At 61.3% G+C, this 16,870-nt stretch carries 11 protein-coding genes; 3 read left to right on the top strand and 8 right to left on the bottom strand.

What is annotated here, in order from left to right; translation table 11 throughout:
* Positions 1-14: 14 nt before the first annotated feature.
* Both glpD and AC4CWF_RS26085 read right to left on the bottom strand, forming a co-directional pair.
* Entirely contained in the window at positions 15-1,526 is a 1,512-nt protein-coding gene (gene glpD / locus AC4CWF_RS26080; RefSeq protein WP_491288207.1) for a glycerol-3-phosphate dehydrogenase, read from the bottom strand.
* Positions 1,527-1,617: 91 nt separating this feature from the next.
* Positions 1,618-2,406, bottom strand: coding sequence for a DeoR/GlpR family DNA-binding transcription regulator (locus AC4CWF_RS26085; RefSeq protein ID WP_491288209.1), 789 nt, complete (start codon positions 2,404-2,406; stop codon positions 1,618-1,620).
* A 288-nt stretch (positions 2,407-2,694) separates the two neighbouring features.
* Between AC4CWF_RS26085 and AC4CWF_RS26090 the strand changes: the two genes are divergently transcribed.
* Genes AC4CWF_RS26090 through AC4CWF_RS26100 form a run of 3 tightly spaced genes read left to right on the top strand, consistent with a single transcriptional unit; the run spans position 2,695 to position 5,727 of the window.
* Positions 2,695-3,804 carry a hypothetical protein gene (locus AC4CWF_RS26090; protein ID WP_491288210.1) on the top strand — a complete coding sequence of 370 codons (1,110 nt, stop codon included), beginning with the start codon at positions 2,695-2,697 and terminating at the stop codon, positions 3,802-3,804.
* Complete coding sequence (locus AC4CWF_RS26095) at positions 3,785-4,639, top strand: DUF4198 domain-containing protein (RefSeq protein WP_491288212.1); 855 nt, start codon at positions 3,785-3,787, stop codon at positions 4,637-4,639. The genes AC4CWF_RS26090 and AC4CWF_RS26095 overlap by 20 nt, the downstream gene beginning before the upstream one ends.
* Entirely contained in the window at positions 4,636-5,727 is a 1,092-nt protein-coding gene (locus AC4CWF_RS26100; protein WP_491288214.1) for a HupE/UreJ family protein, read from the top strand. The genes AC4CWF_RS26095 and AC4CWF_RS26100 overlap by 4 nt, the downstream gene beginning before the upstream one ends.
* 9 nt (positions 5,728-5,736) lie before the next feature.
* Here AC4CWF_RS26100 and AC4CWF_RS26105 read toward each other — a convergent pair whose 3' ends face one another.
* From AC4CWF_RS26105 to AC4CWF_RS26130, 6 genes are all read right to left on the bottom strand, one after another.
* A complete protein-coding gene (locus AC4CWF_RS26105; protein ID WP_491288216.1) occupies positions 5,737-8,601 on the bottom strand; it encodes a patatin-like phospholipase family protein in 2,865 nt (954 codons plus the stop codon).
* Positions 8,602-8,633: 32 nt separating this feature from the next.
* Positions 8,634-10,526, bottom strand: a complete 1,893-nt coding sequence (locus AC4CWF_RS26110) for a GMC family oxidoreductase (protein ID WP_491288218.1) — start codon at positions 10,524-10,526, stop codon at positions 8,634-8,636.
* A 65-nt stretch (positions 10,527-10,591) separates the two neighbouring features.
* Positions 10,592-13,123, bottom strand: a complete 2,532-nt coding sequence (locus tag AC4CWF_RS26115; RefSeq protein WP_491288220.1) for a hypothetical protein — start codon at positions 13,121-13,123, stop codon at positions 10,592-10,594.
* Between the two features lie 390 nt (positions 13,124-13,513).
* Entirely contained in the window at positions 13,514-14,803 is a 1,290-nt protein-coding gene (locus tag AC4CWF_RS26120) for a Gfo/Idh/MocA family protein (RefSeq protein WP_491288222.1), read from the bottom strand.
* A 67-nt stretch (positions 14,804-14,870) separates the two neighbouring features.
* Positions 14,871-15,977, bottom strand: coding sequence for an ABC transporter ATP-binding protein (locus AC4CWF_RS26125; RefSeq protein ID WP_491288224.1), 1,107 nt, complete (start codon positions 15,975-15,977; stop codon positions 14,871-14,873).
* Positions 15,978-16,006: 29 nt separating this feature from the next.
* A complete protein-coding gene (locus tag AC4CWF_RS26130) occupies positions 16,007-16,852 on the bottom strand; it encodes a carbohydrate ABC transporter permease (RefSeq protein WP_491288232.1) in 846 nt (281 codons plus the stop codon).
* Positions 16,853-16,870: the final 18 nt, after the last annotated feature.

Here is a 16,870-nt window from a genome sequence, read left to right on the forward strand (position 1 = left end):
GCAGAACGAGCCGGTCAGGCAACAGTTGCCGTCTGCAGATAATCCTCAAGCGCTGCGACCTCATCGGGCGTGAGGAACAGGCCCTGTTTCGTGCGCCGCCAAAGGATATCCTCCGCCGAAACCGCCCATTCCTTGTCGAGCAGCCAGCGCACTTCCGCCTCATAGAGCGTGCCGCCGAAATGGCGGCCGAGATCTTCCACCGTCTTGGCAGAGGAAAGCATGGTGCTGGCATCCGTGCCATAACAGCGGATCAGGCGCTCGGCATGGCCACGGTTCAGGAACGGCGCCTTCGACATCAGCTGGTCCACGGCCCTAGCAGCGCCGGTTACCGGAAAATCACCGCCCGGCAGGTGGCTGCCGGCCGTCCACGGTTTGCCCTTGGCCCCGATTGTCTCGGCGATCTTTTCAAGCGCGTGCTCGGCAAGGCGCCGGTAGGTGGTGAGCTTTCCGCCAAACACGTTCAAGAGCGGCGCGCCACTCTGAGGCGTTTCCACTTTCAGCACGTAATCGCGTGTGGCCTCCTGGGCCTTGGAGGCACCGTCATCAAACAGCGGCCGCACCGCCGAATAGCTCCAGACGATATCGCCGGGCACGATCGGCTGCTTGAAATATTCGCTGGCGGCATTGCAGAGGTAATGCACCTCCTCGTCGCTGATGCGCACGGTCTTCGGGTCTTCCTTGAAGTCCCGGTCGGTGGTGCCGATCAGCGTGAAATCACCCTCATAGGGAATGGCGAAGATGATGCGGTTATCCGGGTTCTGGAAGAAGTAAGCGCGGTCATGGTTGAATTTCTTGCGCACGATGATGTGGCTGCCCTGCACGAGGCGGACATTGCGGGCGTTGTTGTGGCCCATCGCGCCGGCCAATACCTGGTCCACCCAGGGGCCGGCGGCATTCACCACCATGCGGGCGCGATGCGTCTGGGTTGACCCGTCGCGCGTCGATTTCGTCGTGATCACCCAGTGATCGGCTTCGCGCTGCGCCGACACAACCTTGGCACGGCTGAGAATGGTCGCACCCCGGTTTTGCGCATCGCGGGCATTCAGCACCACCATGCGGGCATCATCCACCCAACCGTCGGAATATTCAAACGCCCGGCGAAACTCCGGCTTCAGAGACCTGCCGGCCTCGTCGCGGGAAAGGTTGAGCGTCCTTGTCGCAGGCAGCAGCTTTCGGCCGCCCAGATGATCGTAGAGAAACAGGCCAAGCCGCACCAGCCAGGCGGGCCGAACGCCGCCCTTCTGGATCGGCAGCACGAAGCGCAGCGGCCAGATGACATGCGGCGCCATGGCCCACAGCACCTCGCGCTCCATCAACGCCTCGCGCACAAGGCGAAATTCGTAATGTTCGAGATAACGCAATCCGCCATGGATCAGCTTGGTGGCGCCCGACGAGGTGCCGGAGGCGAAATCGTTCATTTCGGCCAGGGCCACCGAATACCCGCGGCCGGCGGCGTCGCGGGCGATGCCACAGCCATTGATACCGCCACCGATGACGAAAATATCGAATACGGGCGCGCCCGTCATCTGCCGTCTCCTGTTCGCAGTACAGCGATTTTTTAAATTCCGAAATCCAATTTATCTAAATCGAAATACAAACGAATGTCAAACGAAGTCATCACTCCGGCCGGATCGCGTCCGTCTGGGGCGCGGTTTCGATCAGGCGCACATCGTTGTCGGTGCACACGGTGCGCAGGCCGGGCAAGGGGCAGTGATCGGTGATGAAGGTGTGGACCTGCGACAGGTGGCCAATCCGCACCGGCGCCGTGCGCTCGAACTTGGAGGCGTCCGAGACGAGGATCACATGGCGGGCATTGGCAATAATGGCCTGCGCCACCTTGACTTCGCGAAAGTCAAAATCAAGAAGCGCACCGTCCTCATCGATCGCCGAGGCGCCGATGACGGCGAAATCCACCTTGAATTGCCGGATGAAATCCACCGCCGCCTCGCCGACGATACCGCCGTCCGTTCCGCGCACGACGCCGCCGGCAATGACGACCTCGATCGAGGGAAACACCCGCAAGCGGTTGGCAACATTGATATTGTTGGTGATCACCATCAGTTCGCGATGCTCGGTCAATGCATCACCCACCGCCTCGGTCGTTGTTCCGATATTGATGAACAGCGACGAATTGTCGGCGATGAGGGCCGCCGCCGCGCGCCCGATCGCCTGCTTTTCCGCAGCCGCCATCGAACGGCGAGCCTCGTATTTGACGTTTTCGTTGCCGCTCGGAAAGACTGCACCGCCATGGATGCGGGTGAGCGCCCGCTCGTCGCAGAGGTCGTTCAGGTCCTTGCGGATCGTCTGTGGCGTGACAGAAAAGCGCGCCGCCAGTTCATCCACCAGCACCCGCCCCTCTTCGCGTGCAAGGGCCATGATTTCCATCTGGCGTGTTGATAGCTGCATGACGGCTCCTTTTCGTTTGGCTTCAGATTAGACCAAAACGAAAGGCGATCAACAGGCGACGCAACAGGCTGTCCGGCACAAAATCTACCTTGAAGCGTGTCATGTTTAATGCAATTCTACCAATGCGGGTATTTTACTCGGCATTCTATTGCTGACTGTATTTTCCTCAGGGGCTTGGAGGCGGGAATGGGCAGGTATTTTTGGCAGATGGTACTGTGGATGGAGAGGGTCCGTCGGCCAAGCCGGACGGCAGGCGCGGGAACGAGGAGACTATGGGCAGGCCTCGTCATGGCCTGCCTTGGATGGGCAACGACAGCGGTTGCCTCTGACCATGCCGATCCGAGCAACCTGATGGGGCCGGAAAGCAATATTACCGACCTCATCTTCTTTCCAGACGGCGACCGGCTGATCCTGATCTTCAATGTGCGCCGCGCCTTGAGCACGAAGCCACCGTACGATCTTTCCCCTTATGTCTACGAGGTGAACCTCGATCTCACCACGCCGGTCACCTTCGACAATGCCGGCGATGTCGCCCGCTACGGCGGAACGGTGGCTGAGCCGGCAAAACTTCATGCCGATGCCAAGGTTCGCATCCGGCTGAACAATGAGGCGGGCCTTGAGCGCATCGAATACGAGGGCCTGCAGAACATCAACGATATCCGCACGAATTTCGGCGTGCGGGACGATCCGTTCAACTTTCCCCGCTTTTACGGCGTCAACGCCATCACCATGGCGTTTAGCATTCCGCGCAATGCTTTTCCCGCGGGCCAGAAGGACTTTATCCTCTGGGGCACGACGGAAAGGGATGGCAAGCAGATCGACCATGTCGGCCGATCCATCCGCACACAGCTGCCGCGCTTCGGCTTTCTCAACACGGTTGCCGCCAGCGCGCAGGTGCCGGCGCTGATGGAGCATTCCACCCGCACCAACGACATCTACAATTTTCTGAGGGGCAACACGCAGTGGTGGTCAAACGCGCTGGCCGAACTGATGGAAACGACGTTTCTCCTGCGCACATACGACAACCAGCCCGACGTGATGATCTACAGCGACCGGTTTGCGGCCGGTTATCCGAACGGAAGGTTGATCGGCGATGACGTCGTGGCGCAGACCTGCGCTTCAGGCGACTGCCTGCTGATGGATATTTCCTTCATCGAAGGCGGCTTTCCCCGTTCGACCAAAAACGACAAGGCGTTTCTGCCGGAGTTTCCGTATCTCGCCGAACCCTGGCCGGAAAAGCCGCCGGCACCGGCTCCCACCCGCTCGCTGACACCCTATATCGTGGCCGGCATCATCCTGCTGCTTCTGGTCTCCTGGGCCATTGTGCAGGGGCTGCGCGTCATCCTGCGCGAACTCTGGCGGGCGATCCGGAACGTTTATGCGCTGGCGACGACCTGAGCGGGTGAAAGGGCGCTGGCCTGCATCCTGGCCAGCGCTTAAACGTGCAGCGCGGCTCCTTGTTGCAGCGCTCCTTGTTGCCGGCCCGGCCCCTGCCCATGATTTCTGGATCGAGCCGTCGCGCTTTACCCCCGGCGCCGGTGCTGCCGTCGCCATCGATCTGAAGGTCGGCGAGGAATTCATCGGCGATTCCGCGCCGCGCCGCGCCGGAGCCACCGATCTCTTTGTACTGCAGATCGGAGACGGCGCACCGCGCCCGATCTCCGGCGCAGACGGCCTGTCGCCGGCGGGCATGATCGCAGCAGAGGGCGGGCGCACCGCGCTCATTGCCTATAGCGGCGCCGGCGGCACCGTCGCCCTGCCCTCCGATCGCTTCGAACGTTATCTCGAAAGCCATGGCCTGGAATGGGTGATCCGCGAGCGCGCAACGCGCCATGAAAGCCTGGAGCCTGGGCGGGAAAATTTCTATCGCCATGCAAAGACGCTGCTCGGCGGGGCAGCGGCTGACCCTTTTCTGGGCGGCAAACCTCTTGGACAGAGGCTGGAAATCCTTGTCGATGGCGATCCAACGCAGGATCGCACACCAGGCGTCAGTGGCCGAGTTCTCTGGCAAGGAGATCCACTTGCCGGCGGCCTCCTCATTGCAAGAGCAAAGGACGACCCGCGCCACCCGCAGAGCGTCCGCACCGGCACCAACGGCCGGTTTTCCCTGCCACTTGCGCGCGGCGGCATCTGGCTGCTGCAGATCGTCTGGATGGAACGGGCCGGCTGGTTCCGTAGCGAAGACTGGCAAAGTCATTGGTCGTCCCTCACATTCCAGAAGCCGCAGCCATGATCAAAGACTGCATCCTCCCGTTCGCGCGGTTTCTTCTGCTGCTCTTCTCGGTGTTGATGGGACAGACCTCAGCCGCCCATGAAATCGGCGAAAGCCGGGTGATCATCGCGCGTGAGGCTGCATCCTGGACCGCCCTTTTCACCACGGCCCCGACAGCGCTCATCAACCGGCTGGAACTTCAGGCGGGGCTGCCGCCCAGCCGTGATCTCGATGAGGCACAGGCGCTTGCCCTTCTCAAGCGGTTCGAAGTCGAACTGCCCGCGTATTTCCATGTCACCATCGATGCGGCACCGTCGCCCGTCACAGTGGAGATCGAGCGCCTTGAACTCCCGGCGGATATCTCGCGCCCGGCGCTGCTCGTGCTGAAGGTGGCGGGCGCCATGCCGGACAATGCCAAAGCGATGATCTGGCAGTTCGATCTCCTCAAAAGCCGCTATGCACTGCAATTGTCCGAGCGAACCGTCTGGCTGGAGGGTGACGAACCGAGCCCGCCAATGCCGTTTTCCCCCGACCCGGCCGAAACACTGCCGCGGCTTGTTGCGCAGTATCTGCTGCTTGGCTTTACCCACATCGTGCCCGGCGGACCGGATCATGTGCTGTTCGTGCTGGGGCTCGTTCTGCTGACGACCCGCGTGCGGCCGCTCATCACACAGATCACCGCCTTCACGGTGGCCCATTGCCTGACGCTGCTGCTGGCGCTTCAGGGCGTCATCGCGCTGCCTGCCTCGATCGTCGAGCTGCTGATCGCACTGTCAATCAGCTCTATCGCCATCGAAAACATTCTGGTGCGGCAGATGACGCCGTGGCGGCCACTGCTGGTTTTCGGCTTCGGGCTGATGCACGGTCTCGGTTTTGCCGGCGTGCTGACGGAACTGGGGCTTCCGGCACAGGATCGCCTTGCCGCCGTTCTCGCCTTTAATCTCGGCGTCGAGGCAGGCCAGCTTGCCGTGGTCGGGCTTGCCTTCGGGCTGGTTCTTTTCTGGTGGAAAGACCGGCCGTGGTATCGCACCCGCCTTGTTCATCCCGCATCGGCGGCCATCGCGCTCACCGGCCTCTATTGGACGGCCGAACGGGTGATCGGTTTCTGACGGCAAAGCTTATTCGGCAGCGGCTGCATCAACCCTTGCCGTGCAAAGCGGCACGACCTTTTTCGGGATCTGCTCCGTACGCGACAGCGCGATCAGGATAGCTTCCAGATCTCCGCCCGGCACAGTCTGGCTGATGCCGGAGAAGAGTTCGTCAACGATCTCGAAACCCAGCGAGCGATAACTTTCGAACTGGGATTCGTCGAACCACTGGTCGGCGGTCGGATCATGCGGGAAGCTTTCATCCTCGTTGGCATAGGCCCGGATTCCGGCCTCTTCCGTGCCGTGATAGCTTGGTTTGATGTAGAGGATATAACCATCCTCACCCGCCCCGTCGGCATCGGCGTAATGGATGCGGCCGACGGTGCAGTATGGCGCAACGCTTGGCTTGTCTCCCGAGCGAATGCGGGCCTGCAACTGGTCGAGATGGGCAAAGGACACCGACACGCCGAGATCGATCTGGATCTTGCGCACGGCATTGCCGAGATCGGCGAAGGTGAAATCGGGATCGCAGCCGGCATCCGACAGCACGATCAGCCGGCAACGCCGCCGCACCATTTCGTAAAGGCCGAGGTTTTCGAAATGCCCGCCATCGGAAAGATTGATATAGGCGCGGTCGGACGTGGTGCGCCCGAAAGCTTCATCGAACCAGGGAACGATGGCCTGACGGGGACCGCTGAGCTGCCAGGTGTTTTTGCCGGGCTGTCCCGGATTGCCAAGCCACCAGCCGAGCCGGATGTTGAACAGCGCAAAGAGAAGCGTGATAGAGGGCGCAGAATTGTAGCCCATGTTGGGATTGGCCGCAGCGCCGGAAATGGCCATCGCCGTGCCGAGCGAAATCCCCTGCTTGCCGCCATAGCTGTCCGCGGGCCGGTAGGCGCCGGCATAACGGCCGGTATAACCTGCCCAGCGCGGGCACGGGTCGAGAGAAGCGGCACCGGCGTGGCGCGGTGTCACGACAAACGAGATCGCCTTGCGCTGTTGCCAGGCCTTGTTGCTTGTGGATACGACGTTCAGCGTGCAGTTGACCACGTGGAAGAGGCGCGAGACGCGGGGCTCATGCGTCGCGTTGGCCTGCGGCCAGATTTGAGACATGGGCGGATTGTCATCCATATCAAAGCCGGTAAACGGGTTCGGCTTTCGCGTCTTGTGGGTGGCCCCGAGATAGGCCCGAACCAGCCGGTTGCGATAGAGATCGTGAAGAGAGAAGCGGTTGATGTTGACGCTGCGCGAAACGACATATGCAAGCGCCCCGAGCACGGCTCCGCCCAGAAGAAGCCTCCCCAGCACTTCGACTTCTGCGACCGGCGGCTCCAGATTCCGACCAAACAGCAGCGTATCGAGTTGCGTGCCCTCGACACTGACCGTGGCAGGCGCCTTGGTGGCATTGGCGAGAAGCAGATCCAGCAGCGATCCCCCCAACAGAACGTAATCAAGCACACCAGAGAGAACGATCAGCAGCAGGGCGAGAAACACCTGGCCACCGGCGACCTGGAGAAATTTGCGCAACCGCGCCAGCGATCCGGCCACCACCCCGCGCTCGCCGCCACCCCCATCGCCGCCGCTGCTGGCAAGTGCAACACCTGCGGTTGCCGCAAGACCGCCACCGGTCAGCGACTGGTAGACATAGCTCGTATCGTTCAGCAAGGCGTCCATCAGGCGCGAGCCGAGCACACCCAGCACGACGGCTGCCGTCCAGCAGACACCGGCCGCCACAAAAAGGCCTGCGGCGCGCGCAAGCCATTCCCGCTGTGCGTCGGAGCGGGTTTCGCTGCTGGTGGCGGCGACATAGATGGTCTCGGCAGTGATCTGCGCCATCAGCAGCCAGGGCGGGCCGAAGACGACAAGTGCCAGAAGTCTGGCCGGCGCATAGGCGATATCCACCACCAGCATCAGGCCGACGGACACGACGCCCCCCCAGACGAGGCCCGCCACCATCCAGCGGGCAAGCCTAAGCCAGGGATTGTGCGGCTGGCCGATATACGAAGGAAAGGACAGGAGGAAGCTTGCGGAAAACATGGTGACCCCAAAAACAAGGACAATCGGGGTCGAGGGTGCCGCTGCATCCCAGCCGATGGGAATGATGGCCCAGGTGGTCACGAAGGCGCCACCAAACGCGGCGGCCAGCAAATCGAACCTCACGAAGTGGACCTGATCGCCACCGCCGCCATCGCTGCGGGAATAATTGGTCAGCGTATAGCGCTGGCCGATCAGCAGCAGCAGCAAGCCGCCGCCGAACAATATCCATCGGGCGGCCGGCATATCGGCCAAAGGGCCTGTAGCTCCAACCGAGGAAATGCCCACCAGCACGATTTTCAATACCAGAAGTGCTGCCGCCAGGGCCGAAATGACCAGAAGCCAGATCAATACAAGGTTGCGCACCACGATGGAGGCCGCCGTCCAGGTATCGACTGACGTCAGCCCCACCTGCGGTGTCAGATAATTGCTGTCGCGGCGCAGGTCGCGGATGGCCGCGGGCTCCGCATCCGGCCCTTCCGGCCGCTCGGTCAGCTGTCGCTGCACCTCGGCAAAACTTTCGCGGCTGAGCCAGGCGGAAAGCCAGCTGCCGATATAGCCACCGCCCGACACGGTGGAAAGATAGCGGAAGCGGCCGAGCAGGGCATCCTGCGGCTCTGCCGGCTCGTGTCCCGGTCTTCGTGGATGGGTGGCGAGCGCCTGGATGACGCCCAGCGCAAAGGTTGCACTGCGGATGCCGCCGCCGGAGATGCAAAGGGCCGAGCGGTTCAGCTCGTTCAGTCGGCGGTTCAATTCGACGCCGCCGACACTATGGGCAATGACCTCGCCCTCGATCTCGAATGCCTCCTGCCGCAGCAGGGTTTCGGTATCGAGCGGCATCGCCGTCTGGTTCTTGTGCATCACATCCCCTCCATCTGGGCTGGCGTCCACTTTCAGGCGCGGCCGGATTGCTGCAGGATCACATCGGCAGCCTTTTCGCCGATCATGTAGACGGCGCTGACGATGAAGAAGCCGGGAATGCGGGGAAAGACGCTGGCATCCACCACCCGCAGTCCCCGCACGCCGTGCACGGTAAAATCGCTCGCCAGCACGCCAAAACGGTCACGCGGGCCGATCGGGCAGGTGCAGGAGGCGTGGTGGCCCCAGGCATTGTCGCGCACGAATTGCGCCAGCGCCTCGTCGCTTTGCACCTGTTCCCCCGGCAGATGCTCCTTGACGATCAGGCCGAGCTTCTTCAGCGGCGCCGTCATGGTGCGCACGAACTTGATACCGGCGACGACGGATTCCAGATCGGCGCCGTTGCCGTCATTGCCTTCCTCAAAATAGCGAAACTCGATCTGCGGCCGGTCGCGCGGATCGGCCGTACGCAGCGTGACGGAGCCTGCCGTATTGACCGTATGCGCCTTCAAAATTGCCCAGGTGAGGTAATTGAGATGGGCGGGAAACAGCGCCGAATAGCCGGGGAAATAACCGCGAAACAGGCCCAGCAGGCCAAAGCAGAAGAGATCCGGCAGCGGCCGCTCCGGCAGCGAGCGCTTGATGACGGCAATGACGGCGCCGTTTGTCGTATAGACGCCGTGGCGCCGGTTTTTCCATTCCTGATACTGCGGATCGCCGGCGGCAAACTTTGCGCCTTTCAGAACTTCCCAGTCGGTGTTCATCTCGTTGACGACGCCGACCTCGTAACGGTCCTGCATGTTGCGGCCGACGCCCGGCAGATCGACGCGCACCTCAATCCCGTGCTCCTCCAGATGTGCCTTTGGCCCAATGCCCGACAGCATCAGAAGCTGCGGCGTGTTGAAGGCGCCGCCCGACAGGATGACCTCACGCGAGCACAGGATGTCCTGGCGAGCAGGCGCAGTCGCTGCTGGATTATAGGCGGCGCGGTAAAGCCGCGTGCCCTGCATCACCTCGACGCCGATGGCGCGGTTGCGCTCATCGAAGAGGACGCGGGTAACAAGCGTATCGAGAAGCACCGTCAACCGGTCGGGATAACGCTCCTGCACCTCCAGCACCCGCTCGCGCGTGCCCAGCCGCTGGTGGTTGCGGTTGGAAAGCGGCGGATAACGGATGCCGGTGGCGTTCTTGGAAACAAGACGCCAGTCATTGGGATCCCCCTGGCCCTGCACAGTCCATTCGAGCCCTTCCTCCCGGTTGGGCTGGGCCTTGCCCGCCTTGACGGCGCTGTCGAGAATGGTGGTGACGAGCCCTTTATCGCCGAGCGCCTGGAGCGGAATGGCCTTTTCGGTCCGCAACCAGCCTTTCCACCCGTGCCGTGTCGGGTTGATGCCGAGCTTTGCCAGCCAGCGATAGAGAAAGAAGCGGTGATGGCAGTTTTCCATGCGCTCGAAGATCTTGCGCATGTTGTGGTGGTTCCAGCTGTCGTCGCCGGTCAGTTCGGCAATGCCGTCCCAATCGGCATTGTGCGGATAGACCATGATCTGCGCATTGTGCGCGGTACAACCGCCGAGCGTTCCGGCGCGTGGATAAAGCACGCCGTCTTCTTCGGGCACGAATTTCGGATCGCGCTCCTGCAGCTTGGAGCTGGAATAATGCCGGACGAAGAAATCCCAGCGCATGCCGGTGTTTTCGGAGGCGAAGGGATGCAGGACCGGCACGTCATAGTCATCGGGCAGGCGGTTTTCACCGGGATAAGCGGGATCACCCCCTTTCAGCGTGCGCGGATCGCCGCCCGCTTCGATGAGGAGAACCGTTGCACCGGCTTCCGCCAGACGAGCCGCAAGCGTTCCGCCCCCGGCACCGGACCCCACGACGATATATTCGAAATCTTTGCTGTCACGGCTGGCGACATTGTCCATGGCCATCGACCCATCCCCCAAAATTTGCCCGGATAAGGAAAAAGGGCGGGGCTGTTACACCCCGCCCCCGTTCAGAAGGTCTTCAGGAAGGCGATCAGCGCTTCCTTGTCGGCATTGCTGAGACCTTGCGGTGCTGGCACGCCGCCAATGCTCGGCACGCGGTCACTGCCGAAATAATGGCCACGGTTGACCTCGAAATCCGCGCATTTGCTCAGCGCCAGAAGCGGATCCTTGAGGTTTGCAAACACCTTGATGGCATCGGCATCGCTGGCATTGGCGCCAAGCTCCTTGAGGTCCTTCTTGATCTTGAGGAGAAGCGAGACAAGCTTCACGTCCTGGTCGAGATTATGGATCTTGTTTGCCTCATCGAGGCGCAGTTCGAGGTTCGACAGGATATTGACCGGCGTGCCCTTCGGAATTGGCCCGATCTTGACGCCACCCTCGCCGAACAGCCACGGCAGGAAGCGTTCCAGGGGACCAACGACCTTGGCAAGACCATCAGGCAGATAACCGGCCGGCACTTCCAGGTAAGAGGTCGCATCCGTGCGGTAGATCTCGCCGACGCCCTTTGCGCCGAGGACCGAATCCTTCTTGCGCGTGTCGGGCCACAACATCTGGCGGATACCCGACTCGAACGCCTTGACGCGATAGTCGGCGCTTGGGTTGGGGCTATCATAACCCATGTCATCGCCGACACTGTTGTTGAGGAGGTAAGGCGCCGTCGACCAGAGGCTGGCAAGGTTTGCCGGTCTCGTATAACCGCGACCGCCGGCCGGCATGGCATAATCCCTCGGCTCGCCGGTAAACGGATCCTTGATCTTGATCGTGCCGACCGAAGGCAGGTCCTTGTAGGACTGCGAGGTGAAATTATCCCAGATATTGCCGGCAATGCCGTTTGTGGCGAGCGGCGAGCAGGCATTCGTCTCCAGAAGCGTCACCGGCACGCGCATTTCCGTCGAGAGATAATTGCCGTCGAGGAAATCCGGGCGAAGCGCGATGTCCACCATTGCCTTCTTGTAGTCAGGCGTCTGGACATAGGCCCAATAGGCGTTCCAGCGCTTGATATAATCAGGCCCGGCACTGTCGCGCGGATCGACGCCGGCCGGAAACTCCGGCTGCTTGGCCGAGTGGCAGGCGGCACAGGTTTCACCAAACACCGTCTTGCCACGGGCAAGCGTCGCCTCGTCGGTCGTCAGGAACTGCTGGCCCGAAGGAGCATCCTTCAACCGATGCGGCGCACCAATGGACTTGTTGAGGAAGAACTGCGCCACTAGCGGCGTCTGCTCTTCCGTTGCCTGCCAGTAAACGGAGTTCTTGCGACCGTCCTGGATGCGGATGGGCGAAACATCCTTGCCGCCGACAAGCGGGTTGAAGTGTAAAAGCCATTCCTCGCTGAACAGGCCGATATTGATATAGACGCGGTTGAGCGCGCCGAGCACGCCGACGGAATCGGCACCGTCCTTCAGCACATGCGGCGTCCAGACCGTGTCCGGCGCCTTGTACGTGGCATTAAACGCCTCATAGCCTGGAAAATCCTTGAACTGCTTGTTGTCGAGCCCGCCGCCGCCAAGCTTTTCCTTGCCGAGCCGAAGCCCAAGCTCCACCCGCTCCTTGGTCTGGTAGACCGCGTTCATGGTGCGCGGATTGTTGATATAGTCGGTGGAGACCAGCGACGTATCGAGCGTGCCGGGCTTTGCCGTATGCACCAGCTGGAAGATGAAGTTCTTCTGGTCGGCATCCCAGGAGAAGATGCGGTCGATCCAGAAGAACTGGGCACCAACGACCGAAGAGAGATTTTCCCATTTGGGATTGTTCGGATCGGCGGGCGAATTGGTCGGGTCGGGTCCGACGTGACAGAAACCGCAGCCCATGCCAACCCGGTAGGGCCGCACGAGATCCTTGCGGTTGTAATAGCTCGGATCCTTGTAATACCGTTCGGCATCCCAGTCCTTGGCGGCCTTTTCGTCAAAGGCCGGATTGGGAAACAGGCGCAGGCCGACAATGCCCGTCGGCTCGCCGTAATAGGAACCGACCGGCAGCACCTTGCCGGTCTTCGGATCTTTCGTCTTGCCGCGCCCGCCAAGGGCCACGCCCTTGTATTTATCGGCATTGGCAAAGGGATCGGCGGCGCATTTTTGATCGCGTACATCAAGCCACAGGCCAAAATGCTCCGGATCGGGCGCCGTCGGCTTGGTAAAGCAGGGTTCGTTGACGAGCCCGAGATAACCCCAGCGGTTGTCGCGCGTGGCTTTGAGGCCGGGATGGCTGGAAATGGTTTTCAGGAGATCAAAGCTGCCGAAGGAAGAATTGGTCAGCCCATCCCACAACCGGTCATTGCCGCCGGTCCAGACGATCCAGTTGTTGCGCCCCTTCACCTCGGCGTCAGAGAGCTTCACGCCCTTATAGCCTCCGTCCATGTCGGCAAAGAAATCCTCATCTGCTGCGGGGAAGGATTTGAGGTCGCGGCCGGCGAGCATCGCCTCATCCTTGACCTGCCCCGGCTTTGGCCCTGCCCCGCCCATCAAAAGCGACACCGCCACGGCCACACCCGCCACGACCACGACCGCGCCAGCGGTCCACCACACAAACCTGTGCTTCGCCATTCCGCCCCCTTAACACCTAAAGGTGTATTTTTACATTAAATCACCAATAGGTAGAGTTAATGCTCGTTCAAGTGGATTGGCAACTAAAATTATTCTTCCTCTAGTAGTATTTTAAAATAACGCGCGCAAAAAGAGCAAACCTCCAAGAAGCTGCGGCACGGTGAAGAGGCGGAAAACGGGAAAAGCAAATAAAACTGCGGCTTCCGGCAACGACGCGGATCCTGGTCTTCATCGGATACGGCCGAGATGGTGGGGAAGCCGGATGGCGGCATTTGGCAATGGCTGGCCAAGTTGCGCCGGCGGCACGCAATCAGAAGCATACAGGCAGGCGCAGCCACCTGTTTATCAGGCGGCTGCGTCGAAACGTGCAGGCGGGGTTTGGCGCGGACGTCAGATGCGGATGTTGCGGGCGCGCAGCATCGACTGGATATTGACCAGCGAGCCGCTTTCAATCGAGGCATTGGCGGCAATGCCGGTGAGGATCGACCAGGCGCCCGCCACGTGATCGGATGCGCGACCGTATCTGTCGGGCTCCATGCCCTCGGGGTTGAAGATATAGCCGAGCATCACCGGATCTGCGCCACCGTGCTGGCCTTGCGCCTTCGGCACGTCGAGCATTTTTGGCCGCTCGCCGGCAAGATGCAGCTCGGTGGTGATCGCGTCATCATCGGCATGGTCGCGCACGCCGCCGAACACACCATGCACTTCCACATGCCGATGGGTGATCTCGCCCTTGGTGCCCTGGAACTTGATCTCCAGCCCTTCCCACGGCGAATAGGCCGTCAGCGTATAATTGGCGGTGACGCCAGAGGCATAACGGATATGGGCCTGCATCGTGTCTTCGATGCCGATCTCCTCATCGAACACGCAAAGATCGCGGAAATAACCGTCCTCGTGCTCGGCTTCCAGATAGAGCGCGCGCAGCTTCTCGTCGGCTGCCAGATCCAGTCGAACCGGACAGACCTCGGCAACCGGACAGATGGCGCAGCGCGGGCCACGGTTTTGCAGACCCATTTCGACGGCCGTCTCCGGCCGGTAGAACACGCGCCGACCGGACGCCAGCACCTCGGTCGGCACCGTGCCCAGCCACCAGTTCAACAGGTCGAAATGGTGGGTGGATTTATGCACGAGAAGCCCGCCGGAGTTTTCCTTCTGGCGGTGCCAGCGGCGGAAATAATCGGCGCCATGCACCCGGTCGAGATGCCAGCGGAAGTCCACCGCCGTCACCGTGCCGATGGCGCCGGATGAGATCAGTTCCTTGATCTGCGTGCGGGCCGGTGAATAACGATAGTTGAAGGTGACCTTCACCTGACGGCCGGTGCGCGCCTGCGCATCGACGATCATTTTGAGCCGCGACAGATCAATTGTCAGCGGCTTTTCGCAGATCACGTCGCAGCCCGCCTCGAAGGCCCGCACGATATAATCCGCATGCAGGAAATCGGGCGTTGCCACCACAACGGTATCCGGCCTCTGCTCGGTTATCAGCCGGTCGAAATCGCCAGCCAGATAGGTGGCGACCCCGTTGGTGCCGGGTTTCGATACCAGTTTTGCCGCTTCGCTCAACCGATGCGGATTGCTGTCGCAGAGCGCGACGATTTCGTGCCGGTCGGCATAATCTTCGGTGACGGCGTCACGGAACATCTGGTGGCGGGAGCCGCACCCAACAATGGCAATTTTCAACGTCTTCTACCTCGTCTCATGAGCGCTCACGTCCGGGAGGAGGACGCCCGCTCTTCCTGCAATCGGTTCAGTTCGCGCCGGATGCGCCCTGGTTCGCAAAAGCCGCGGCCCGCGGCTCGACCCGCTCTCCGCTCGCATCGAAATAATGCAGATCGGCCAGATCAAAGCCGATCGGAACGGTCTGCCCGGCGCGGTAGGCGGCCTGACCGCCGGCCGTTGCCAGCAGGATCTGCCCGGTGGACAACGCGATATGCAACAGCGTCTCGTTGCCGAGATATTCGACAAGCCGGATCACCCCCTCGCCCACCACATCGCCGCTCCCGATGCGCAAAGAGCCTGGCCGCACGCAAAGCGTCAATGTGTTGTCTGTGGTTGGAAGTGGTGGCAGGGCGAAATCCGGCAGTCCCTCGACGCTTGCCACGCGCCCGCCCGCGGTCACCTTTGCCTCAAGTTTGTTGATTTTTGGCGAGCCGATGAAGCCGGCAACGAACAGGTTCTGCGGGCGCGTATAAAGCTCCTGCGGGGTGCCGACCTGCTCGACCTTTCCCGACCGCAGCACCACGATGCGGCTTGCCATGGTCATGGCCTCCACCTGGTCATGCGTCACGTAAATCATCGTCGTGCCGAGGCGGGCGTAAAGCGAGGCCAATTCGGCGCGCATCTGCACGCGCAGTTCCGCATCGAGGTTGGAGAGAGGCTCGTCGAACAGGAAGAGCTTTGGCTCGCGCACGATGGCCCGGCCGATGGCCACACGCTGCTTTTGTCCGCCCGAGAGCTGGCGGGGCTTGCGATCCATCAGCGGCTCGATCTGCAGGATGCGCGCGGCATCGGCCACTCGGCGCTCCACCTCGGCGCGCGGCATGCGGAAATTCTGCAGGCCGAAGGCGAGGTTCTTTCGCACACTCATATGCGGGTAAAGCGCATAACTCTGGAACACCATCGAAAGCTCGCGCTTGGAGGCCGGCAGGTCGTTCACCACCTTGCCGCCGATGGAGACGATACCGTCGGTGATATCCTCAAGCCCGGCAATCATGCGCAAAAGCGTCGACTTGCCGCAGCCGGAGGGGCCAACCAGCACCAGAAATTCCCCATCATGGATATCGAGGTTGAGGCCCTTGATGATCTGCAGTGCGCCGTAGCTCTTGCCGACATTGCGAAGTGTCAAACCAGCCATTTTGATTTCCCTATGTTCTGCGACGGCGCTTATTTCATTCCGGACGTGGCAATGCCGCGCACGATGAATTTCTGGAAAAGGAGGAAGAAAAGGACGACGGGCACCAAGGAGAGCACCGACATGGCAAACATCTGGCCATAGGCGGACTGTCCCTCCTGATCGAGGAACAGGCGAAGGGCGAGCGGCACCGTGTAGCTCTTGATATCGTTCAAATAGATGAGCGGTGCCAGAAAATCCTCCCAGACCCAGATCATCGAGAAGATGGAAGCCGTGCCCATCGCCGGCAGCGACAGCGGCAGGATGATCGCCCAGTAGATCTTGAAGGGCGAGCAGCCATCGATCATCGCGGCTTCATCCAGCTCGCGCGGCAGCTGGCGGAAGAACTGCACCATCAGGAAAATAAAGAAGGTGTCGGAAGCCAGAAACCGCGGCACCACCAGCGGCAGATAGGTATCCACCCAGCCCAGCTGCAGGAACTGCACATATTGCGGGATGAGCACCACATGGTAGGGGATCATCAGTGTCATCATCATCAGCGCGAAGAAGAAATTGCGCCCGGTAAACCGCAGCCGCGCAAAGGCATAGGCCGCAAACGAGCAGGAGATGAGGTTGCCGATGACCGACAGGATCGTGACGATAGCCGAGTTGACATAAAACACCGAGAAGGACTGCGGCAGCGCATGCCAGCCCGCGGTGTAATTGTCGAACTTGAAGGTCGAGGGCCAGAGGTCGAGATTGCCGAAAATCTCGTTTTCCGGCTTCAGCGACGCCGATAGCAGCCAGAACAGCGGATAAAGCATGATGAAGGACACGCCGAGCAGGAAGGCGTGCTTCAACAGCCGGCCGTTTCGTTCCCGCTGCTTGCGCTTGAGCATGAAGACGTGGGCGACACG

The organism is Neorhizobium sp. PAMB6630 (assembly GCF_058242775.1).

Bases quoted from the DNA above. Each gene is read 5' to 3' on its own strand.
- glpD (WP_491288207.1), bottom strand. From the start codon at position 1,526: ATGACGGGCGCGCCCGTATTCGATATTTTCGTCATCGGTGGCGGTATC.
- AC4CWF_RS26095 (WP_491288212.1), top strand. From the start codon at position 3,785: ATGCGCTGGCGACGACCTGAGCGGGTGAAAGGGCGCTGGCCTGCATCC.
- AC4CWF_RS26090 (WP_491288210.1), top strand. From the start codon at position 2,695: ATGGCCTGCCTTGGATGGGCAACGACAGCGGTTGCCTCTGACCATGCC.
- AC4CWF_RS26125 (WP_491288224.1), bottom strand. From the start codon at position 15,977: ATGGCTGGTTTGACACTTCGCAATGTCGGCAAGAGCTACGGCGCACTG.
- AC4CWF_RS26110 (WP_491288218.1), bottom strand. From the start codon at position 10,526: ATGGCCATGGACAATGTCGCCAGCCGTGACAGCAAAGATTTCGAATAT.
- AC4CWF_RS26130 (WP_491288232.1), bottom strand. From the start codon at position 16,852: ATGCTCAAGCGCAAGCAGCGGGAACGAAACGGCCGGCTGTTGAAGCAC.
- AC4CWF_RS26100 (WP_491288214.1), top strand. From the start codon at position 4,636: ATGATCAAAGACTGCATCCTCCCGTTCGCGCGGTTTCTTCTGCTGCTC.
- AC4CWF_RS26105 (WP_491288216.1), bottom strand. From the start codon at position 8,601: ATGCACAAGAACCAGACGGCGATGCCGCTCGATACCGAAACCCTGCTG.
- AC4CWF_RS26085 (WP_491288209.1), bottom strand. From the start codon at position 2,406: ATGCAGCTATCAACACGCCAGATGGAAATCATGGCCCTTGCACGCGAA.
- AC4CWF_RS26115 (WP_491288220.1), bottom strand. From the start codon at position 13,123: ATGGCGAAGCACAGGTTTGTGTGGTGGACCGCTGGCGCGGTCGTGGTC.